The sequence below is a fragment of the Actinoplanes sp. NPDC051537 genome (assembly GCF_055586105.1).
This window is the reverse complement of sequence record NZ_JBVJIU010000020.1, coordinates 26,067-41,707: the sequence shown is the minus strand read 5'-3', so window position 1 is coordinate 41,707 and position 15,641 is coordinate 26,067. Positions and strand designations below refer to the sequence as shown.

The window sequence follows — 15,641 nt, the reverse complement described above, 5'->3', positions numbered from 1 at the left end:
GGCCGGGCAGCGCGAGAAAGCGCTGCCCGGCCGCGTACGTCCGAAGATCAGCCGGTGTTCCGCATGCCGGCGGCGATGCCGTTGACCGAGGTCAGCAGCGCCCGCTCGAGAGCGGTCGAGTCCGACGGCGCCCGCCGCGCACCCGGCGCGGTGGCCGGCTGCCGATCCTGATCGCCCAGGTCGCGGTACTGCCGGAGCAGGGCGACCTGCAGGTGGTGCAACGGCAGCAGGTACGTGTCGCGCACATCCAGCGTCCGCCGGAGCTCGGGCTGCGACGCCAGCAGCTCGTCGTCGCCGGTGATCGCCAGCACCTCGCGGACGGTGAGCTCGTACTCCGCGACGATCGTCTCGAAGATCGGGTGCAGGTCGGCCGGCACGAGCGTGTCGACGTACCGCCGCGCGATGTCGAGGTCGGTCTTGTTCAGCATCATCTCGACGTTCGACAGGAACGTCTTGAAGAACTGCCAGTCCGCGTACATGGAGCGCAGGGTCTCCTCGTGCCCGGCCTCGCGGGCGGCCTTGAGGCCCGACCCGACGCCGAACCAGCCGGGCACGATCTGCCGGGTCTGGGTCCAGCCGAACACCCACGGGATCGCCCGCAGCCCGCCCAGGCCGGCGTCCGCGTTCGGCCGCTTGGCCGGCCGCGAGCCGATGTTGAGCTGGCCGAGCAGCTCGGTCGGGGTGGCCGCCCAGAAGTACGCCGGCAGGTCCGGGTTCTCCACCAGCGACCGGTACGCCGCGAAGGCCGCGTCCGACGCCGTGTCCATGGTGGCGTCCCAGCGGGTGAGCCGCTCGGCGTCGACCGACGGCGAGGTGTGCAGCAGCGTCGCCTGCAGCACCGCGGCCACCGTCAGCTCGAGGTTCTCCCGGGCCAGCGCCGGCAGCGTGTACTTGTCGGAGATGACCTCGCCCTGCTCGGTCACCTTGATCGCGCCGTCGAGCGTCCCGTACGGCTGAGCCAGGATCGCCTCGTGCGTGGGACCGCCGCCCCGGCCGACCGTCCCGCCGCGGCCGTGGAAGAGCCGCAGCCGCACGCCGTGCCGGGCCGCCACGTCACGCAGCGAGCGCTGCGCCTTGTGGATGCCCCACTGGCTGGTCGTGATACCCCCCTCCTTGTTGGAGTCGGAGTACCCGAGCATGACCTCCTGCACGTCGCCGCGGGCCCGCACGATCTCCCGGTAGGCCGGCAGCGAGAGCATCTCGTCGAGCAGGTCGCCGCCCGCGTCGAGCTCGGCCGGCGTCTCCAGCAGGGGCACGATGTTGACCCGGGCGCGGCCGGTGTGGATGTCGATGAGGCCGGCCTCGCGGGCCAGCACGGCGGCCGCCAGCACGTCGTCGACGCCGAGGGTCATCGAGATGATGTACGTCTCGATGACGTCCATGCCGAACCGCTCCTGCACGTCCCGGATCGTGTTGAACACGTCGAACGTCTTGCGGGCCGAGTCGGTGAGCGGGGTGTCGGCGCTGGCCAGCGGGCGGCGCCCGGCGAGCTCGCCGGCGAGCAGCTTGGTGCGCTCGGCCCGGTCCAGCGCGTCGTAGTCCTCGACCTCGCCGACCTGCGTGTACATCTGCTGGAGCACCTCGTGGTGCTTCTCGGCGTGCTCGCGGACGTCGAGGGTGGCCAGCTGGAGGCCGAAGGCGGAGACGGTGCGGATCGCGGCCGCCACCACGCCGACGGCGGTGAGCTGGCCGGAGTTGCGGGCCAGCGACGCGCGCATCAGCTCGAGGTCGCTGATCAGCTCGTCGTTGCCGAGGTAGTCGCGGCCCGGCACGTGCGGGGTGCCCTGGCGCAGCCGCTCCCGGGTGTTCGCGAGTTTCGCCTTGATCGCGCGGACCTTGAGGCGGTACGGCTCCTCGGCGTTGGTCTTGCGGAACCGCGGCGCGACCCCGGGCAGGTTGTCCAGGTCCTTGGCGAGCGAGGCGGAGAGGTCGAGCGAGACGCCACGCAGCCGGCGGGAGACCGACAGCTCGTCGATCAGCAGGTCCATGGCCTTCTCGGTGGCCTGGATGCCCTGCTCGTGCTGGATCATCAGGACGTCGCGGGTGACGGCCGGGGTGACGAACGGGTTGCCGTCCCGGTCGCCGCCGATCCACGACCCGAAGCTCAGCGGCTTGGCCGTCGGGGCGGTCTCGACGCCGAGGTTGCGCAGCGTCTCGGCGAGATCGGTCAGCACCTGGGGCGCGGCCTCGGCGTACAGGTCGCGCAGGTAGTAGACGGCGTTGCGGGCCTCGTCGGTCGGGTCCGGCCGGTCGAGCCGCAGCTCGTCGGTCTGCCAGAGCAGGTCGATCAGCTCGGCGAAGCGGCGGGTCGAGGCGGTCGTGTCCGAGGCGCCGTAGAGGACCGCGGCCGCGGCCTCGTTGTCCAGCTCGTCGGCGACCTGGCGCAGCTTCGAGAGGATCGAGCGGCGCGCGGCCTCGGTCGGGTGCGCGGTGAAGACCGGCCGCACCGCGAGCCGGCGGGCGGCCGCGGCGATCTCGTCGGCCGGCACCCCGCGCTCGGCGATCAGCTTGGCCGCCTGGTCGAGCCAGCCACCGTCACGGGCGCGGCGCCGGCGCAGGTCGCGGGCCCGGTGCACCTGCTCGGTGATGTTCGCGAGGTGGAAGTAGGTGGAGAAGGCGCGGGCCAGCTTGGTGCCGGTCGTCACGTCCATCGCGGCCAGCCGGTCGGCCGCGGCGGCGGCGTCCTGCCGCACCAGGGCGCGAACCTCCTCGACCAGGTCGAGCAGGGGCCGGCCCTCCTGCCGGGCCAGAGTCTGGCCGAGCAACGTGCCGATACGCCGGATGTCGGCGCGAAGTGCCGCGTCCGGCCCCTCGGGGTCGAGGTGGCCGTGCTGGTCGGTCATCGGGGCGCTCCTTTAACCTTTCGGTGCTCCAGGACGGCGCTGTCCCGACTCCGCCGATGGTATCGGCGTCACTCAGGTACCGGGTGAATTGAGGCAAGTCTCACCTCGGCCGGCGGGAATGCTAAGCGGAGATCGGCACCGCCGGCCGGAGGGTGGCGGTGACCGTCCTCGCGCGCGGCGCCTTCTTGCCCAGGAGCAGCCGGGACGGGGTCTCGGCGGGCTTGAGCTTGCGGACGAAGGCGTGCCGTTCGCGTGCGAAACCGGATCGGTCGGCGTACATGTCGCGGCTCATCTCGGCGAGCTCGCGTGCCTCGTAGACCTCGAGCGGGACGCGCTCGGCGGCGAGCCGCCGGGACTTCGCCTGACGCCGGTTGCGCGCCGAGCGCACGTCACTCTCCCGTTCGGCCAGGGCGGTGAGCCATTCCCCGTACGCGTCGGGATGCCGCGGTCCGACCTGGTCCACGAGCCCGATCTCCCGCGCCCGGGCCGCGCTCACCGGGAGCTTCTCGTCGATCAGCTGCTGGGCGAGGTCGGCGCCGACCCGCCGCGGCAGCGTGAACGTGTGCAGCTCCGACCCGTACAGGCCGATGTCGTAGTAGGGGTTGAGGACGATTCCGTCGCGGGCCGCCACGATGTCGGCGCCCAGGCCGAGCATCACGCCGCCGGCGCCGGCGCTGCCCGCGTACGCGGCGATGACCACCTGCCGCGTGCACGTGATGATCTCCCGGCACACCTCGTTGATCGCCCGGATCCCGGCCCACGCGGCGCTGGCCGGATCGGTGGCGGCCTCGACGACGTTGAGGTGGATGCCGTTGCTGAACGCGTCGATGCCGCCGCGCAGCACCAGCACCTCGGTGTCCTGGCCGGCCGCGTGGCGCAGCGCCGAGGCCAGCCGACGGCAGTGCCCGGGCGCCATCGCGCCGTTGTAGAAGTCGAAGTTGAGCCAGCCCACCGCGCCCGCCCGCCGGTAGCGGATCTGCCGGTAGGTGGCCGGGTGCTCGGGCTCGCTGCCGGCCGGGAGCGGCGAGTGCGACACCCCACGCAGCCGGGCGCCGAGCAGTGTGGTGGCCGGCAGCTTGATCCCGGCGCGGCCGTGCCCCGGGTAATCCAACGCTTTGTTCTGGGGTTTTCCGCCGCGGGTTGGCTCAGCGGCGCGCAGGTGGCCGAGCCAGACGCTGCCGTCGCCGGTGCCGACCAGCACGGCGCCCTGCCGGCGGCTGATCAGCTGGCCGGCGCGGCCGGCCCGGCCGAGGCCGGGCAGCGCGTCGTAGGCGAAGACCGGCAGGCCGCCGATCTCGGTGCGCACGCCCGGGCTGCCGTCGGCGGCCCGGATCTTCCGGACGATCTCCTCGGTCGGGTCGTCCCAGGCGAACGCGCGATCGGGCTGCCGCATCAGCGGGCGCAGCCGGGCGCCGGGCACCTCGGCCGGCGCGACGTCGGCCGGCACCGGCGTGAACGACGGGTCCTTCGCCTTGGCGACCACCTCGAAGACGCAGTCCATCGCGGCGTCGGCGACCGGCCCGTTGTAGAGCGACGACTTGCGCGGCGGCACGGCCGGGACGGCGAACGTGCGGGTGGCCCAGATCGGCCCGGCGTCCATCTCCTCGACGGCCTGCAGCGCGGTGACGCCCCAGACCCGGGCGCCCTCGCTGATCGCCCAGTCGAGTGCGGACGGTCCCCGGTCGCCGACCGGCCCGGGATGGATGATCACCGTGCGCCAGTGCCGCCAGACCTCGGCCGGCACCCGGTCCTTGAGGAACGGACAGAGGATCAGGTCGGGCCCGGCCCGCCGGACGCCGTCGATCATGTCCCGCTCACTCGTGGCCAGCAGCACGCCGACGTCGTGTCCGTCTTCGCGCAGCGCGCACCAGGCACGCTGGCTCAGTCCGTTGAACGCCGTAACGAGCAGCAGGATCCGCACGTTGCCCTCCTCTGGAGCCCACACCGACAACGAGACGGGAGTTTTCTCCGGGTATCGATAGTCATGTCGGACATGTTGTCCGACCCTGGAATGTCAGACGGCCGGACTAGACTCGATCGCATACCCCCGTCCGATGGACGTCTGGGGTTATTCGACGTGGGGGAAATCGGCATGCAACTCTCCGGACTGATCCCGGCTGCACTGCGCGACCGGGGCCTCGCGCGCGCTCGTGATCTCGCGCGCAAAGGCTTCGTCGACTCCGACTCGCTCGACCTGACCGCGCCGGCCTCGCTGCGGCCGTTCGTGGTGGCCACCGTGGCCGGCGCGGCCGACCTCGGCGGCGCGGGCCGGCCGGTGCTGGCGGTGACCGCCACCAGCCGCGAGGCCGACGACCTGGCCGACGCCCTGGGCTGCCTGATCAGCCCCGACCGGGTGGCGGTCTTCCCGTCGTGGGAGACGCTGCCGCACGAGCGGCTGTCCCCGCGCTCCGACACGGTCGGCCGCCGGCTCGCCGTGCTGCGCCGCCTCGCCCACCCCGGCGAGCAGCCGGTGCAGGTGATCGTGGCGCCCGTGCGCAGCGTGCTCCAGCCGCAGCTCAAGGGCCTGGGCGACCTCGAGCCGGTCGAGCTGACCGCGGGCGGCGAGGCCGAGCTCGAAGGGGTGGCCCGCCGCCTGGCCGACATGGCCTACGCGCGGGTCGACCTGGTCACCAAGCGCGGCGAGTTCGCGGTGCGCGGCGGCATCCTCGACGTCTTCCCGCCGACCGACGAGCACCCGTCCCGGGTCGAGTTCTGGGGCGACGAGGTCGAGGAGATCCGCACGTTCGCGGTGGCCGACCAGCGCACGATCGACCCGGTCGACCGCCTCTGGGCGCCCCCGTGCCGGGAGCTGCTGCTGACCCCCGACGTGCGGGCCCGGGCCGCTTCCCTCGCCGAGCAGCACCCGGAGCTGGCGGAGATCCTCGACAAGCTGGCCGAGGGCATCCCGGTCGAGGGCATGGAGTCGCTGGCCCCGGCGCTGCTGCACGGCACCGACAGCATGGAGCTGCTGCTCGACTGCATGCCGGCCGGCAGCCACGTGCTGCTCTGCGACCCCGAGCGCATTCGCACCCGCGCGCACGACCTCACCCGTACGTCCGATGAGTTCTTGGAAGCGTCCTGGGCCGCGGCCGCCGTCGGGGGCAAGGCGCCGATCGACGTGGGCGCCGCCGCATTCAAGACCCTTGCGGATGTACGCGCCCACGCCGCGACCCTCTCGCAGCCCTGGTGGACGGTCTCGCCGTTCGGCCTCGCCGCGGCCGAGGACGAGGCGCCGGCCGACGATCAGCCGTGGCTGGAGGCGCCGTCCGCCACCCAGGTCACGCCCGATCTCGGCGACGCCATCGCCCTGTCGGCCCAGCCCGTTCCGCTCTACCACGGCGACACCTCGCGGCTCGTCGCCGACATGACGGAGTGGATGGGCAACGGCTGGGCGATCGCGCTGGTCTTCGAGGGCCACGGCACCGCCCAGCGGGCCACCGAGGTGCTGCGCGACGCGGGCCTCGGCGTGACCCCGGTCGACTCCGTGGAGACGCCGATCGAGCCCGGCCAGCTGCTGGTCACCTGCGGCGGGCTCAACCACGGCTTCATCGACGCCGCGTCCCAGCTCGCGGTCATCACCGGCAACGACATCAGCGGCGGCCGCGGCGCGTCCACCAAGGACATGCGCCGCATGCCGTCCCGCCGGCGCAACACGATCGACCCGCTCGAGCTCAAGCCGGGCGACCACGTCGTGCACGAGCAGCACGGCATCGGCAAGTACGTCGAGCTGGTGCAGCGCACGGTCAACGGCGCCGACCGGGAGTACCTCGTGATCGAGTACGCCCCGTCCAAGCGCGGCCAGCCCGGCGACCGCCTCTACGTGCCCACCGACCAGCTCGACCAGCTCTCCCGTTACGTCGGCGGCGAGCAGCCCACCCTGCACAAGATGGGCGGGTCGGAGTGGCAGAAGAGCAAGGCGCGGGCCCGCAAGGCGGTACGCGAGATCGCGGCCCAGCTCATCCAGCTCTACGCGGCCCGCCAGGCCTCGAAGGGGCACGCGTTCGGCCCCGACTCGCCCTGGCAGCGCGAGCTCGAGGACGCCTTCCCGTACACGGAGACCCCCGACCAGCTGGCCGCGATCCACGAGGTCAAGCACGACATGGAGCTGGCCGTCCCGATGGACAGGCTGATCTGCGGCGACGTCGGCTACGGCAAGACCGAGATCGCGGTGCGGGCCGCCTTCAAGGCCGTGCAGGACGGCAAGCAGGTCGCCGTGCTGGTGCCGACCACGCTGCTCGTGCAGCAGCACTTCAACACGTTCACCGACCGGATGGGCCAGTTCCCGGTCCAGATCAAGCAGCTGTCCCGGTTCCAGACCCCGACCGAGGCGAAACTGACCCTCGAGCAGGCCGCCGACGGCACCGCCGACATCGTGATCGGCACGCACCGCCTGCTGGCCAACTCGACCCGCTTCAAGAACCTCGGCCTGATCATCGTGGACGAGGAGCAGCGCTTCGGCGTCGAGCACAAGGAGCAGCTCAAGGCCCTGCGGGCGTCGGTCGATGTGCTCACCATGTCGGCGACACCCATTCCTCGTACGCTCGAGATGGCCATCACCGGCATCCGCGAGATGTCCACCATCGCCACCCCGCCGGAGGAGCGCCACCCGGTGCTCACGTTCGTCGGCGCCCACGACGAGAAGCAGATCGCTGCCTCGATCCACCGCGAGCTGCTCCGCGACGGCCAGGTCTTCTACCTGCACAACCGGGTCGAGTCGATCGACCGGGCCGCCCGCAAGCTGCGCGAGCTCGTCCCCGAGGCCCGGGTCGCGGTGGCGCACGGCCAGATGAGCGAGGACCAGCTGGAAAAGGTGATGGTCGGCTTCTGGGAGAAGGAGTTCGACGTCCTGGTCTGCACCACGATCGTCGAGTCCGGCATCGACATCCCGAACGCCAACACGCTCATCGTCGAGCGGGCCGACCTGCTCGGCCTGGCCCAGCTGCACCAGATCCGCGGCCGGGTCGGCCGGGGCCGCGAGCGGGCGTACGCGTACTTCCTGTACCCCCGCGAGAAGCCGCTCACCGAGCACGCCCACGAGCGGCTGGCCACCATCGCCCAGCACACCGAGCTCGGCGCCGGCATGTACGTGGCGATGAAGGACCTCGAGATCCGTGGCGCCGGCAACCTCCTCGGCGGCGAGCAGTCGGGCCACATCGAGGGCGTCGGCTTCGACCTCTACGTCCGCATGGTCGGCGAGGCGGTGCAGGCCTTCAAGGGCGAGCGTCCCGAGGAGGAGCCCGAGGTGAAGATCGACCTTCCGATCGACGCCCACCTCCCGGTCGAGTACATCGCCGTCGAGCGCCTGCGCCTCGAGATGTACCGCAAACTGGCCGAGGCCCGCGACAACGCCCAGCTCGACGAGGTCGTCGCCGAGATGACCGACCGCTACGGCGAGCCCCCGACGCAGGTCGCCAACCTGATCGCGGTCGCACGCTTCCGCCAGGTGGCCCGCGCCTACGGCCTGACCGACGTCTCGATGCAGGGCAAGCACATCCGCTTCTCCCCGCTTCCGCTGCCCGACTCGAAGCAGCTGCGGCTGAAGCGCTACCACCCCGACGCGGTCTACAAGCCGGCCACCGACCAGGTGAGCGTCCCGCGGCCGGCCACCCGGCGCGTGGGCGGGGAGCTGTTGCGCGACCAGGCTCTGTTGCAGTGGTGTGCCCAGCTGCTGAAGGACGTGCTGGGGGAGGTGCCGGCCAAGGCGGCGGTCTGACGCGATGTGTTGCATGTGTGCATCGGCGAATGCGTGGCGGGCCATCGAGCAGGCACAATCTCCGGGCCCGATCGCCGATCACTCGAGGAGAGCCCCGTGGAGACCGTGGGTGCCGAGACCACCTGCTATCGCCATCCGAAGCGGGAGACGTACGTCCGGTGCAGCCGGTGCGACCGGTTCATCTGCTCGGACTGCATGCGGGAGGCGCCGGTCGGGCAGCGCTGCCCGGAGTGCGTCAAGGGCGAGAACAAGACGATCCGGCAGGCGCGGACGATCTTCGGGGCGCGGGCGGGCAACGGGCCGGCCTACGTCACGTACTCGATTATTTCGATCAATGTCCTCGCGTACGTCGTGGAGCTGATCCACCCGGCGATCATCAACCGGTTCGACGTCCTCGGGACGGGGCTGATCGGGGCCGACGGGCGGTACTACGTCGACGACGGGGTGCCGGCCGCCGGGTATGACCTGATCGGCGTGCTGCACGGCGAGTGGTGGCGGCTGTTCACCGGCACGTTCCTGCACGAGCTGCCGGGCGGCAACGGGTTCGGTCTCACCCACATCCTCTTCAACATGATGTGGATCGCGACGCTCGGCACGTTCCTCGAGCGGCAGCTCGGCTGGGGGCGCTACCTCGCGCTCTACCTGCTGTCGGCGCTCGGTGGGTCGGTGTTCATCGTGCTCATCGACCCGCACCAGGGCGCGATCGGGGCGTCCGGCGCGGGCTTCGGGCTGGCCGCCGCGTACTTCGTGATCACGCGCAAGCTGCACGAGTATCCGATCGACCGGAACCGCCTGATCTTCACGGCCCTGCTGTGGCTCGTGTTCGCCGCCGGGTTCACGTCGTGGCAGGGGCATCTGGGCGGACTGGTCACCGGTGCGGCGGTGGGCGCCGGACTCGCGTACGCGCCTCGCAAGCGCCGAGAAACCATGCAGGTGGCCGTGCTGATCGTCGTAGCTGTCGGTTTGATCGCCGCGATCGCGGCGAAGGGCGGTTGATCCGTTTTCCGGGGGTCGGCGGCGTGCGTCACAACAGACGTGAGAGAGTCATGCCCATGCAGCGTGCTCGCCGACTCGCCTCCGTCGTCGCCGTCGCGTCCCTGGCCGTGGCCGGGCTCTCGGCCTGCCGTTCGGAGCCGTCCGTGGCCGCCTACCTGGGCGACACCAAGATCACCGAGTCCCGCGTGGACGGCGTCTACGACGAGGCCCGCACGGCCATCGACGCCGCCGCTCCGCCGGCCACCGGCGAGGCGACGACCGTCCCGATCACCCGCGGCGACGTGGTGCGCACGATCATCAGCGCCGACGTGCTGGCCCGGGTCGCCCGGCAGCACAGCGTGACGCTCCCGGCCGACCTGCAGCTCGACGACTACGCGAACACCCTGCACATCCCGGCCTCCACCGAGTACCTCAAGCTCTACGCCACCGCCGACCAGTACGTGCGGCTCCTGCGCCAGGGCGTGAAGGACGCGCCCGAGCCCAGCGACGCCGACCTGCAAGAGATCTTCGACGTGCTGGTGCAGAGCGGGCAGGTCGCCCCGGGCGGCACGTTCGAGCAGTTCAAGCAGAGCCTCCCGGCGGAGAACAAGCAGCTCGTGCAGACCGCCACCGCGGTGCGCAACCAGATCAACGAGGTCACCGCGCCGCTGAAGATCAGGATCAACCCGCGCTACCAGCCGGCCAGCATCCCGGTCCTGCAGTTCCAGACGCAGGACGGTGCGGTCAAGCCGCTGGTGTCGGCCCCGCTCGGCAAGGACGAGTCGGCGCCGGTCAACGACCTCTCCTGACGCATGCCGGTTCGTCGCATCGTCCTGCTGGTCACCTCGCCGCGCCTGCCCGCCGGCCTGCTCACGGCCGCGGCCTGGGACGTCGTCCGGCAGCACCCGGTCTTCGCCGCCGCCGAGTCCGAACAGTCGGCCGTCCTTCGCCAGTCGGGCGTGCCGGTCGCCGTCATCGAGCCCGACCCGCAGGTGCTGCTGGACGCGCTGGCCGACCACGAGGCCGTCGTCTGGCTCGCCGGGCCGGCCGGCGACCAGGATTTCGCCCGTCACCTGGGCCTGCGCCTGACCCGCGAGCCCGATCTCGCCGAACTCGAGCTCATGTACGGCTCGTGGGACCCGCCCGGCGCGCGGCTGCTGGACGCGGTCGCGGTCCTCGATCGGCTCGTCTCGCCCGGCGGCGACCCCTGGAAACGGGCCCAGAGCCACCGCACGCTCGCGCCGTACATGCTCGAGGAGGCGTACGAGGCCTACGACGCGATCGAGGCCGGTGACCTGTCGGCGCTGCGCGAGGAGCTCGGCGACGTGCTGCTCCAGGTGGTGCTGCACGCCCGGCTGGCCGAGGAGCTGCCGGACGGCGCGGCCTGGGGCATCGACGACGTGGCCGCGATCCTGGTCGAGAAGATGGTGCGCCGCAACCCGCACGTCTTCGCCGGCGTCGAGGCCGCCGACCTCGACGAGATCACCGAGAACTGGGAACGGATCAAGAAGGCCGAGAAGTCCCGCGACTCGATCCTCGACGGGATCGCGCTGAGCCAGCCCGCGCTCGCGCTGGCTGCCAAGATCCTCCAGCGGGTCGAGCGGGCCGGCCTCGACGTGCCGCTGCCGGCCGGCGACGACCTCGGACCGGCGTTGTTGCGGCTCGTGTCCGAGGCCCGGAAGGCGGGCGCCGACGCCGAGGCCGAGGTCCGGCGGGCGACTCTCGACTACGCCGAAGAAGTGCGGAGCGCCGAGCGGAGAATTGTCAGACCCGCCGAGTAGGTTTCTCGGCATGCCGGAGTTTGTGCCGTTAGCCGAGAGCATCGTCGACGCCATCCTGCGCAGCGATCCGGGCCTGGCGTCGAGCGCGGGTGACCATCGCTACGACGACCGTCTGCCCGATCTCTCACCGGGCGCCGTCACCGAGCGGGTGTCGATGCTGCGCGACGCGGCCGACGCCCTCGCCGGCATCGATCCCGAGGCCTTCGGCCCGGAAGACCAGGTCGATCACGCGATCCTCGCGGCCATGGTCGAGCGCGGGCTGTTCGAGCTCACCGACGTGCGCGAGCACGAGTGGAACCCGCTTCACCACAACCCCGGCCCGCTCCTGCACGCGCTGATCTCCCGCCCGTTCGCGCCCGCCGAGGAGCGGCTGAGCAGCCTCGGCGGCCGGCTCGCGGCGATTCCCGACGCGCTGGCCACCGCCCGCGCCGTGCTGCGCGACGTGCCACGCATCCACGCCGAGACGGCCGTCGGCCAGTTCGCCGGCACGGCCGCGCTGATCCGCGACGAGCTGCCGAGCCTGCTCGAGCAGGAGCCCGGCATGCGCGCGGCGGTCGAGCCGGCGGCCGCGGCGGCGCTGGCCGCGCTGGGCGAGTTCGACGGCTGGCTGCGCGCCCGGGTCGACGGCGGCGAGCCCGGCCGCGACCCGCGGCTCGGCCGCCCGCTGTGGGAGGCGCGGCTGTGGCACACGCTCGACACCGAGCTGCCCGCGGCCGAGGTGCTCGCCCGCGCCCGCGAGCGCCTCGACCGGGTCGGCGCCGAGCTGCGGGCGGCCGCGGCCGAGCTGGTCGGCGGCCCCGAGACCGACGAGACGGTCCGCCGGGCCCTCGACACGCTCGCGGCCGACCACCCCGACGACGCCACGATCATCGGCCTGGCCCGCCGCACGATGGACGAGGCGACCGAGTTCGTCCGGAAGAACGACGTGCTCACCCTGCTCGACGACCCGTGCGTGATCGAGGAGATGCCCGAGTTCGCCCGTGGCGTCGCCGCCGCCTACTGCGACCCGCCGGGCCCGCTCGAGACGGCCGACGTGCCCACGTTCTACTGCATCTCGCCGACTCCCGCGGGCTGGTCGCCGGAGCGGGTCGAGTCGTTCTACCGCGAGTACAACGACCACATGCTCCGCAACCTGACCGTCCACGAGGCGATGCCCGGTCACTTCCTCCAGCTCGCCCACGCCCGCCGCTTCCGGGCCGCGACCCGGGTGCGCGCGCTCGGCTGGTCCGGCCCGTTCGTCGAGGGCTGGGCGGTCTACACCGAGGAGCTGATGGCCGAGCTGGGCTTCGGCGGCCTGCCGGTGCGGCTCCAGCAGCTCAAGATGCAGCTACGCATGAGCCTCAACGCCGTCATCGACCAGCTGGTGCACTGCGAGGAGCTGCCCGAGTCCGAGGCGATGGCCATGATGACCGGCCCCGGCTTCCAGGAGGAGGGCGAGGCGGCCGGCAAGTGGCGCCGCGCGCTGCTCACGTCGACCCAGCTGAGCACCTATTTCGTCGGCTACACGGAGGTTGCGGCCATCGCGGCGTCCCGCCCGTTCGGCGCGACCCCCAAGGCCTGGCACGACGCGATGCTGGCGCACGGCTCCCCGCCGCCCCGCCATTTGCGCACGCTGCTCGGCGTCTGACGGCGCTGCACGGCCCGCGCTGGGCGTTTGGGGCGCGCCGCGGGCGTGGCCGGCTGCGGTTTGGCCGGCGCGGTCGGGGCGCAGGTGAGTGGGCGCTGCGAGCGGGAGCGTGCGGTGGTTGGCCGTTGCGGTTGGGCGCGGTGAGTTGGCGGCGCGGGGTCGGGCTGTGGCTTGGCCGTCGCGGTCGGGCGCGGTGAGTCGGCGTGCTGCGGGCCGGGCGGGTTGAGACCGGGCCTCGCCATGGAGTCGGCCGGCGCGGCGGACGAAGCTTGTGCGGCCGGCGACGCGGGCTGCGGCTTGGCCGTGGTGGTCGGGCGCGGTGAGTCGGCGTTGCGGCGCGGGGTCGGGCTGCGGCTTGGCCGTTGCGGCCGGGCGCGGTGAGTGGGCGTGCTGCGAGCCGGGCGGGTTGAGATCGGGCCTCGCCATGGAGTTGGCCGCTGCGGGTGGGTGCGGCGGGCGAGGCTGAGAGCGGGGCCGCCGCGGTGGGCAGGTTTCGGCGGGTGATCGTTTGGTGAATCTGGGCTCGTGAACACGCTTGTACGGCGCGCGCCCTGGCTTGAGCACCTCACGCGGGCCGGGCTGGTGGGGTACGGCGCCGTGCATTTGCTCTTTGCCTGGCTCATTGTGCGCATCGCGTTTGGGCGGGCGCCCGCCGATGGGGATCAGTCGGGCGCGTTGCACACGCTCGCGAGCAAACCGTTCGGGGCCGCTCTCATCGTGGCGATCGTGGTCGGGCTGGTGGCGATGACGATCTGGCAGGCCTTCGAGGCGGCCACCGGGCATCGGGGCGAGCGCGGCCGGCATCGGGTCTACGAGCGGGTCGCCTCGGCGGGGCGGGCGGCCTTCTACGCGTACGTGGCCTGGACCGGGGTGAAGGTTCTCAAGGGCAAGAAGACGTCGACCGCCGACACGCAGGAGCAGGCCAGCCAGGATCTGATGGTGTCGACCGGCGGGCGTCTCACGGTGGCGCTGGCGGGGGTCGCGGTGGCGGTGATCGGGGTGGGGCTGGCGATCTACGGGATCGCTCAGAAGTTCGAGAAGCACCTCAAGGCCGGTCCGGGGAAGGCGGCGGTGCGGACGCTCGGCACGGTCGGCTACGCGGCCAAGGGCGGCGCCTACGCGATCGCGGGCGTGCTGCTCGTGCTGGCGGCGGTGCGCTACGACCCGGACAAGGCGCGGGGACTCGATGCGGCGCTGCGGGCGATGGCGGGGCAGGCGTACGGGACCTGGCTGCTGACCCTGACGGCGCTCGGCATCGCGGCCTATGGGCTGTTCGGCGTGGTGCAGGCCCGCTACCGCAAGGTGTGAGGTGGCACCTCGAACGACGACGGGGCGGCCTTTTCCTCGTACGACGTGAGGGCCTGCTCGAACCTCTTGCCCGCGATCGTCGCCGTGAAGCTGCCCAGGGCGCCCTCGTTGGTGACGCAGAGGCCGAACTCGGACGCCGGCGTGCCGTCGACCTGGCTGAGGTCGAGGCAGGTCGCGTGCCGCCCGGCGACCGTGGTGTCGTGCTGGGTGGCCGTCACCTCGGGGTCGAGCGCGGCCGTGTTGAGCAGTGCGAGGGCCGCCTCGGGCGTGACCAGGTCGCTCCCGGCCAGCGGCAGCGCGGTGGCCGGAGTCGGTGCGGTCTGTGTGCAGGTGTCGCCGGCGCAGCGGATCGTGGCATCGCCGGTCTCGAGCAGGCGACCGCCGGGATACACGTACGTCGTCCGGGTGGGCTTTTGCGCCTGGGTGACCGTCGCCGTGCCGCCGCCCGCCAGATGGTAGGCCGCGGTATAGGTGAGCCCGGTCACGCGGGCGAGTTGCACCGTCAGCTCGGACACCAGATCGTCGTGGCCGATGCCGGCCGCGCTCGCCTCGTCGAGGCCCGTGCAACCGGTGGCGGCCAGCACCGTCGCCGCGGAGGCGGCGACGGCGAACGACAGGCGCGGACGCGACGGCACGACTGCCACCTTGGTCCATGCGCGCAAGCCCGCGCAATCGAGTAACGGCGCCGGCTCAGGAGCCCCGGTTCCTCGACTGCAACTGGTGCTGCATGATGTACCGGCGAATGATCTTGGCCTGGCTCTCGTCCTGGTCGTCGAAGACCGCCACCATCTCCACCGAGAGAGGCCCGCGGACCGGCACCTGCTGCCGCATCGAGCTGGCCTTGAGCACGGTCGCCGGGAACGCCACGAGCTCCCCGCCGACGTGGATGCGCAGGATCATCTCGTCGCCGGGCTTGAGATGCACGTCGGTGAAGTGGGCGCGCACGGCCCGCTCACTCATGTCGTGCACCATGCCGATGGCGTCCTCCTCCTTGTCCCGGCTCATCACGATCGGCTCGCCACCGCCGCCGCGCACGAACGACCGGCTCTGCATCACCACCGCCCGGCCGGTGAAATGGATCTCGACCCGGTTCCCGTCGACGGCGGCGACCTGGCCCTCCTGCGCATATCGGCCGCGCGGGGCGGCCGCCCAGCGCAACTCGACCGTCGAATGCTCGGGCGGCACGTGCGCACGGGCCAGCGAGAGCGTGATCACGGTGCCCGAGGCGTGCACCACCCGCACCTCGGGGAGCGTTTCGCCGTACGAGGTCATCTCGATGTAAGACCCGTCCGGCGGGAGCATGTCAGCACTCATAGTGCCCGGGATATCGGCAACCGACTCGCACCCATTAGCGATAGTCGGGCCGAAGTTCACCGGCCCCGCGTACGCCCGTC

Annotated in this window: 10 protein-coding genes; 6 read left to right on the top strand and 4 right to left on the bottom strand. The window is 72.1% G+C overall.

The window, feature by feature from the left end; genetic code table 11:
* Positions 1–47: 47 nt before the first annotated feature.
* Both ppc and ACZ6TB_RS38655 read right to left on the bottom strand, forming a co-directional pair.
* The gene (gene ppc / locus ACZ6TB_RS38660; protein ID WP_465563489.1) at positions 48–2,843 is read right to left on the bottom strand and encodes a phosphoenolpyruvate carboxylase; all 2,796 of its coding nucleotides are present in this window, start codon (positions 2,841–2,843) and stop codon (positions 48–50) included.
* A gap of 121 nt (positions 2,844–2,964) precedes the next feature.
* A complete protein-coding gene (locus tag ACZ6TB_RS38655; protein ID WP_465563486.1) occupies positions 2,965–4,764 on the bottom strand; it encodes an enoyl-CoA hydratase-related protein in 1,800 nt (599 codons plus the stop codon).
* A gap of 171 nt (positions 4,765–4,935) precedes the next feature.
* Between ACZ6TB_RS38655 and mfd the strand changes: the two genes are divergently transcribed.
* The 6 genes from mfd to ACZ6TB_RS38625 all read left to right on the top strand — a co-directional run bounded on the left by mfd (position 4,936) and on the right by ACZ6TB_RS38625 (position 14,247).
* Positions 4,936–8,556 (top strand): transcription-repair coupling factor, encoded by a 3,621-nt coding sequence (mfd, locus tag ACZ6TB_RS38650; RefSeq protein ID WP_465563483.1) that lies wholly within the window; start codon positions 4,936–4,938, stop codon positions 8,554–8,556.
* 96 nt (positions 8,557–8,652) lie between these two features.
* Positions 8,653–9,552 (top strand): rhomboid family intramembrane serine protease, encoded by a 900-nt coding sequence (locus ACZ6TB_RS38645; protein WP_465563481.1) that lies wholly within the window; start codon positions 8,653–8,655, stop codon positions 9,550–9,552.
* 56 nt (positions 9,553–9,608) lie between these two features.
* The gene (locus ACZ6TB_RS38640; protein WP_465563478.1) at positions 9,609–10,340 is read left to right on the top strand and encodes a hypothetical protein; all 732 of its coding nucleotides are present in this window, start codon (positions 9,609–9,611) and stop codon (positions 10,338–10,340) included.
* 3 nt (positions 10,341–10,343) lie between these two features.
* Positions 10,344–11,312, top strand: a complete 969-nt coding sequence (locus ACZ6TB_RS38635; RefSeq protein WP_465563475.1) for a nucleoside triphosphate pyrophosphohydrolase — start codon at positions 10,344–10,346, stop codon at positions 11,310–11,312.
* Between the two features lie 10 nt (positions 11,313–11,322).
* Positions 11,323–12,939 carry a DUF885 domain-containing protein gene (locus ACZ6TB_RS38630; RefSeq protein WP_465563474.1) on the top strand — a complete coding sequence of 539 codons (1,617 nt, stop codon included), beginning with the start codon at positions 11,323–11,325 and terminating at the stop codon, positions 12,937–12,939.
* A gap of 525 nt (positions 12,940–13,464) precedes the next feature.
* Positions 13,465–14,247: a DUF1206 domain-containing protein gene (locus ACZ6TB_RS38625; protein WP_465563472.1), complete on the top strand. Its 783-nt coding sequence runs from the start codon at positions 13,465–13,467 to the stop codon at positions 14,245–14,247.
* Here ACZ6TB_RS38625 and ACZ6TB_RS38620 read toward each other — a convergent pair.
* Together ACZ6TB_RS38620 and ACZ6TB_RS38615 are read right to left on the bottom strand one after the other, a co-directional pair.
* Positions 14,232–14,882, bottom strand: coding sequence for a hypothetical protein (locus tag ACZ6TB_RS38620; RefSeq protein WP_465563469.1), 651 nt, complete (start codon positions 14,880–14,882; stop codon positions 14,232–14,234). The genes ACZ6TB_RS38625 and ACZ6TB_RS38620 overlap by 16 nt on opposite strands.
* Positions 14,883–14,937: 55 nt before the next feature.
* Positions 14,938–15,561 carry a hypothetical protein gene (locus ACZ6TB_RS38615; protein WP_465563467.1) on the bottom strand — a complete coding sequence of 208 codons (624 nt, stop codon included), beginning with the start codon at positions 15,559–15,561 and terminating at the stop codon, positions 14,938–14,940.
* Between the last annotated feature and the right edge of the window lie 80 nt (positions 15,562–15,641).

Excerpts from the sequence above, each read along its gene's own strand:
- ACZ6TB_RS38635 (WP_465563475.1), top strand. The coding sequence starts at position 10,344 with ATGCCGGTTCGTCGCATCGTCCTGCTGGTCACCTCGCCGCGCCTGCCC.
- ACZ6TB_RS38640 (WP_465563478.1), top strand. The coding sequence starts at position 9,609 with ATGCAGCGTGCTCGCCGACTCGCCTCCGTCGTCGCCGTCGCGTCCCTG.
- ACZ6TB_RS38615 (WP_465563467.1), bottom strand. The coding sequence starts at position 15,561 with ATGAGTGCTGACATGCTCCCGCCGGACGGGTCTTACATCGAGATGACC.
- mfd (WP_465563483.1), top strand. The coding sequence starts at position 4,936 with ATGCAACTCTCCGGACTGATCCCGGCTGCACTGCGCGACCGGGGCCTC.
- ppc (WP_465563489.1), bottom strand. The coding sequence starts at position 2,843 with ATGACCGACCAGCACGGCCACCTCGACCCCGAGGGGCCGGACGCGGCA.
- ACZ6TB_RS38630 (WP_465563474.1), top strand. The coding sequence starts at position 11,323 with ATGCCGGAGTTTGTGCCGTTAGCCGAGAGCATCGTCGACGCCATCCTG.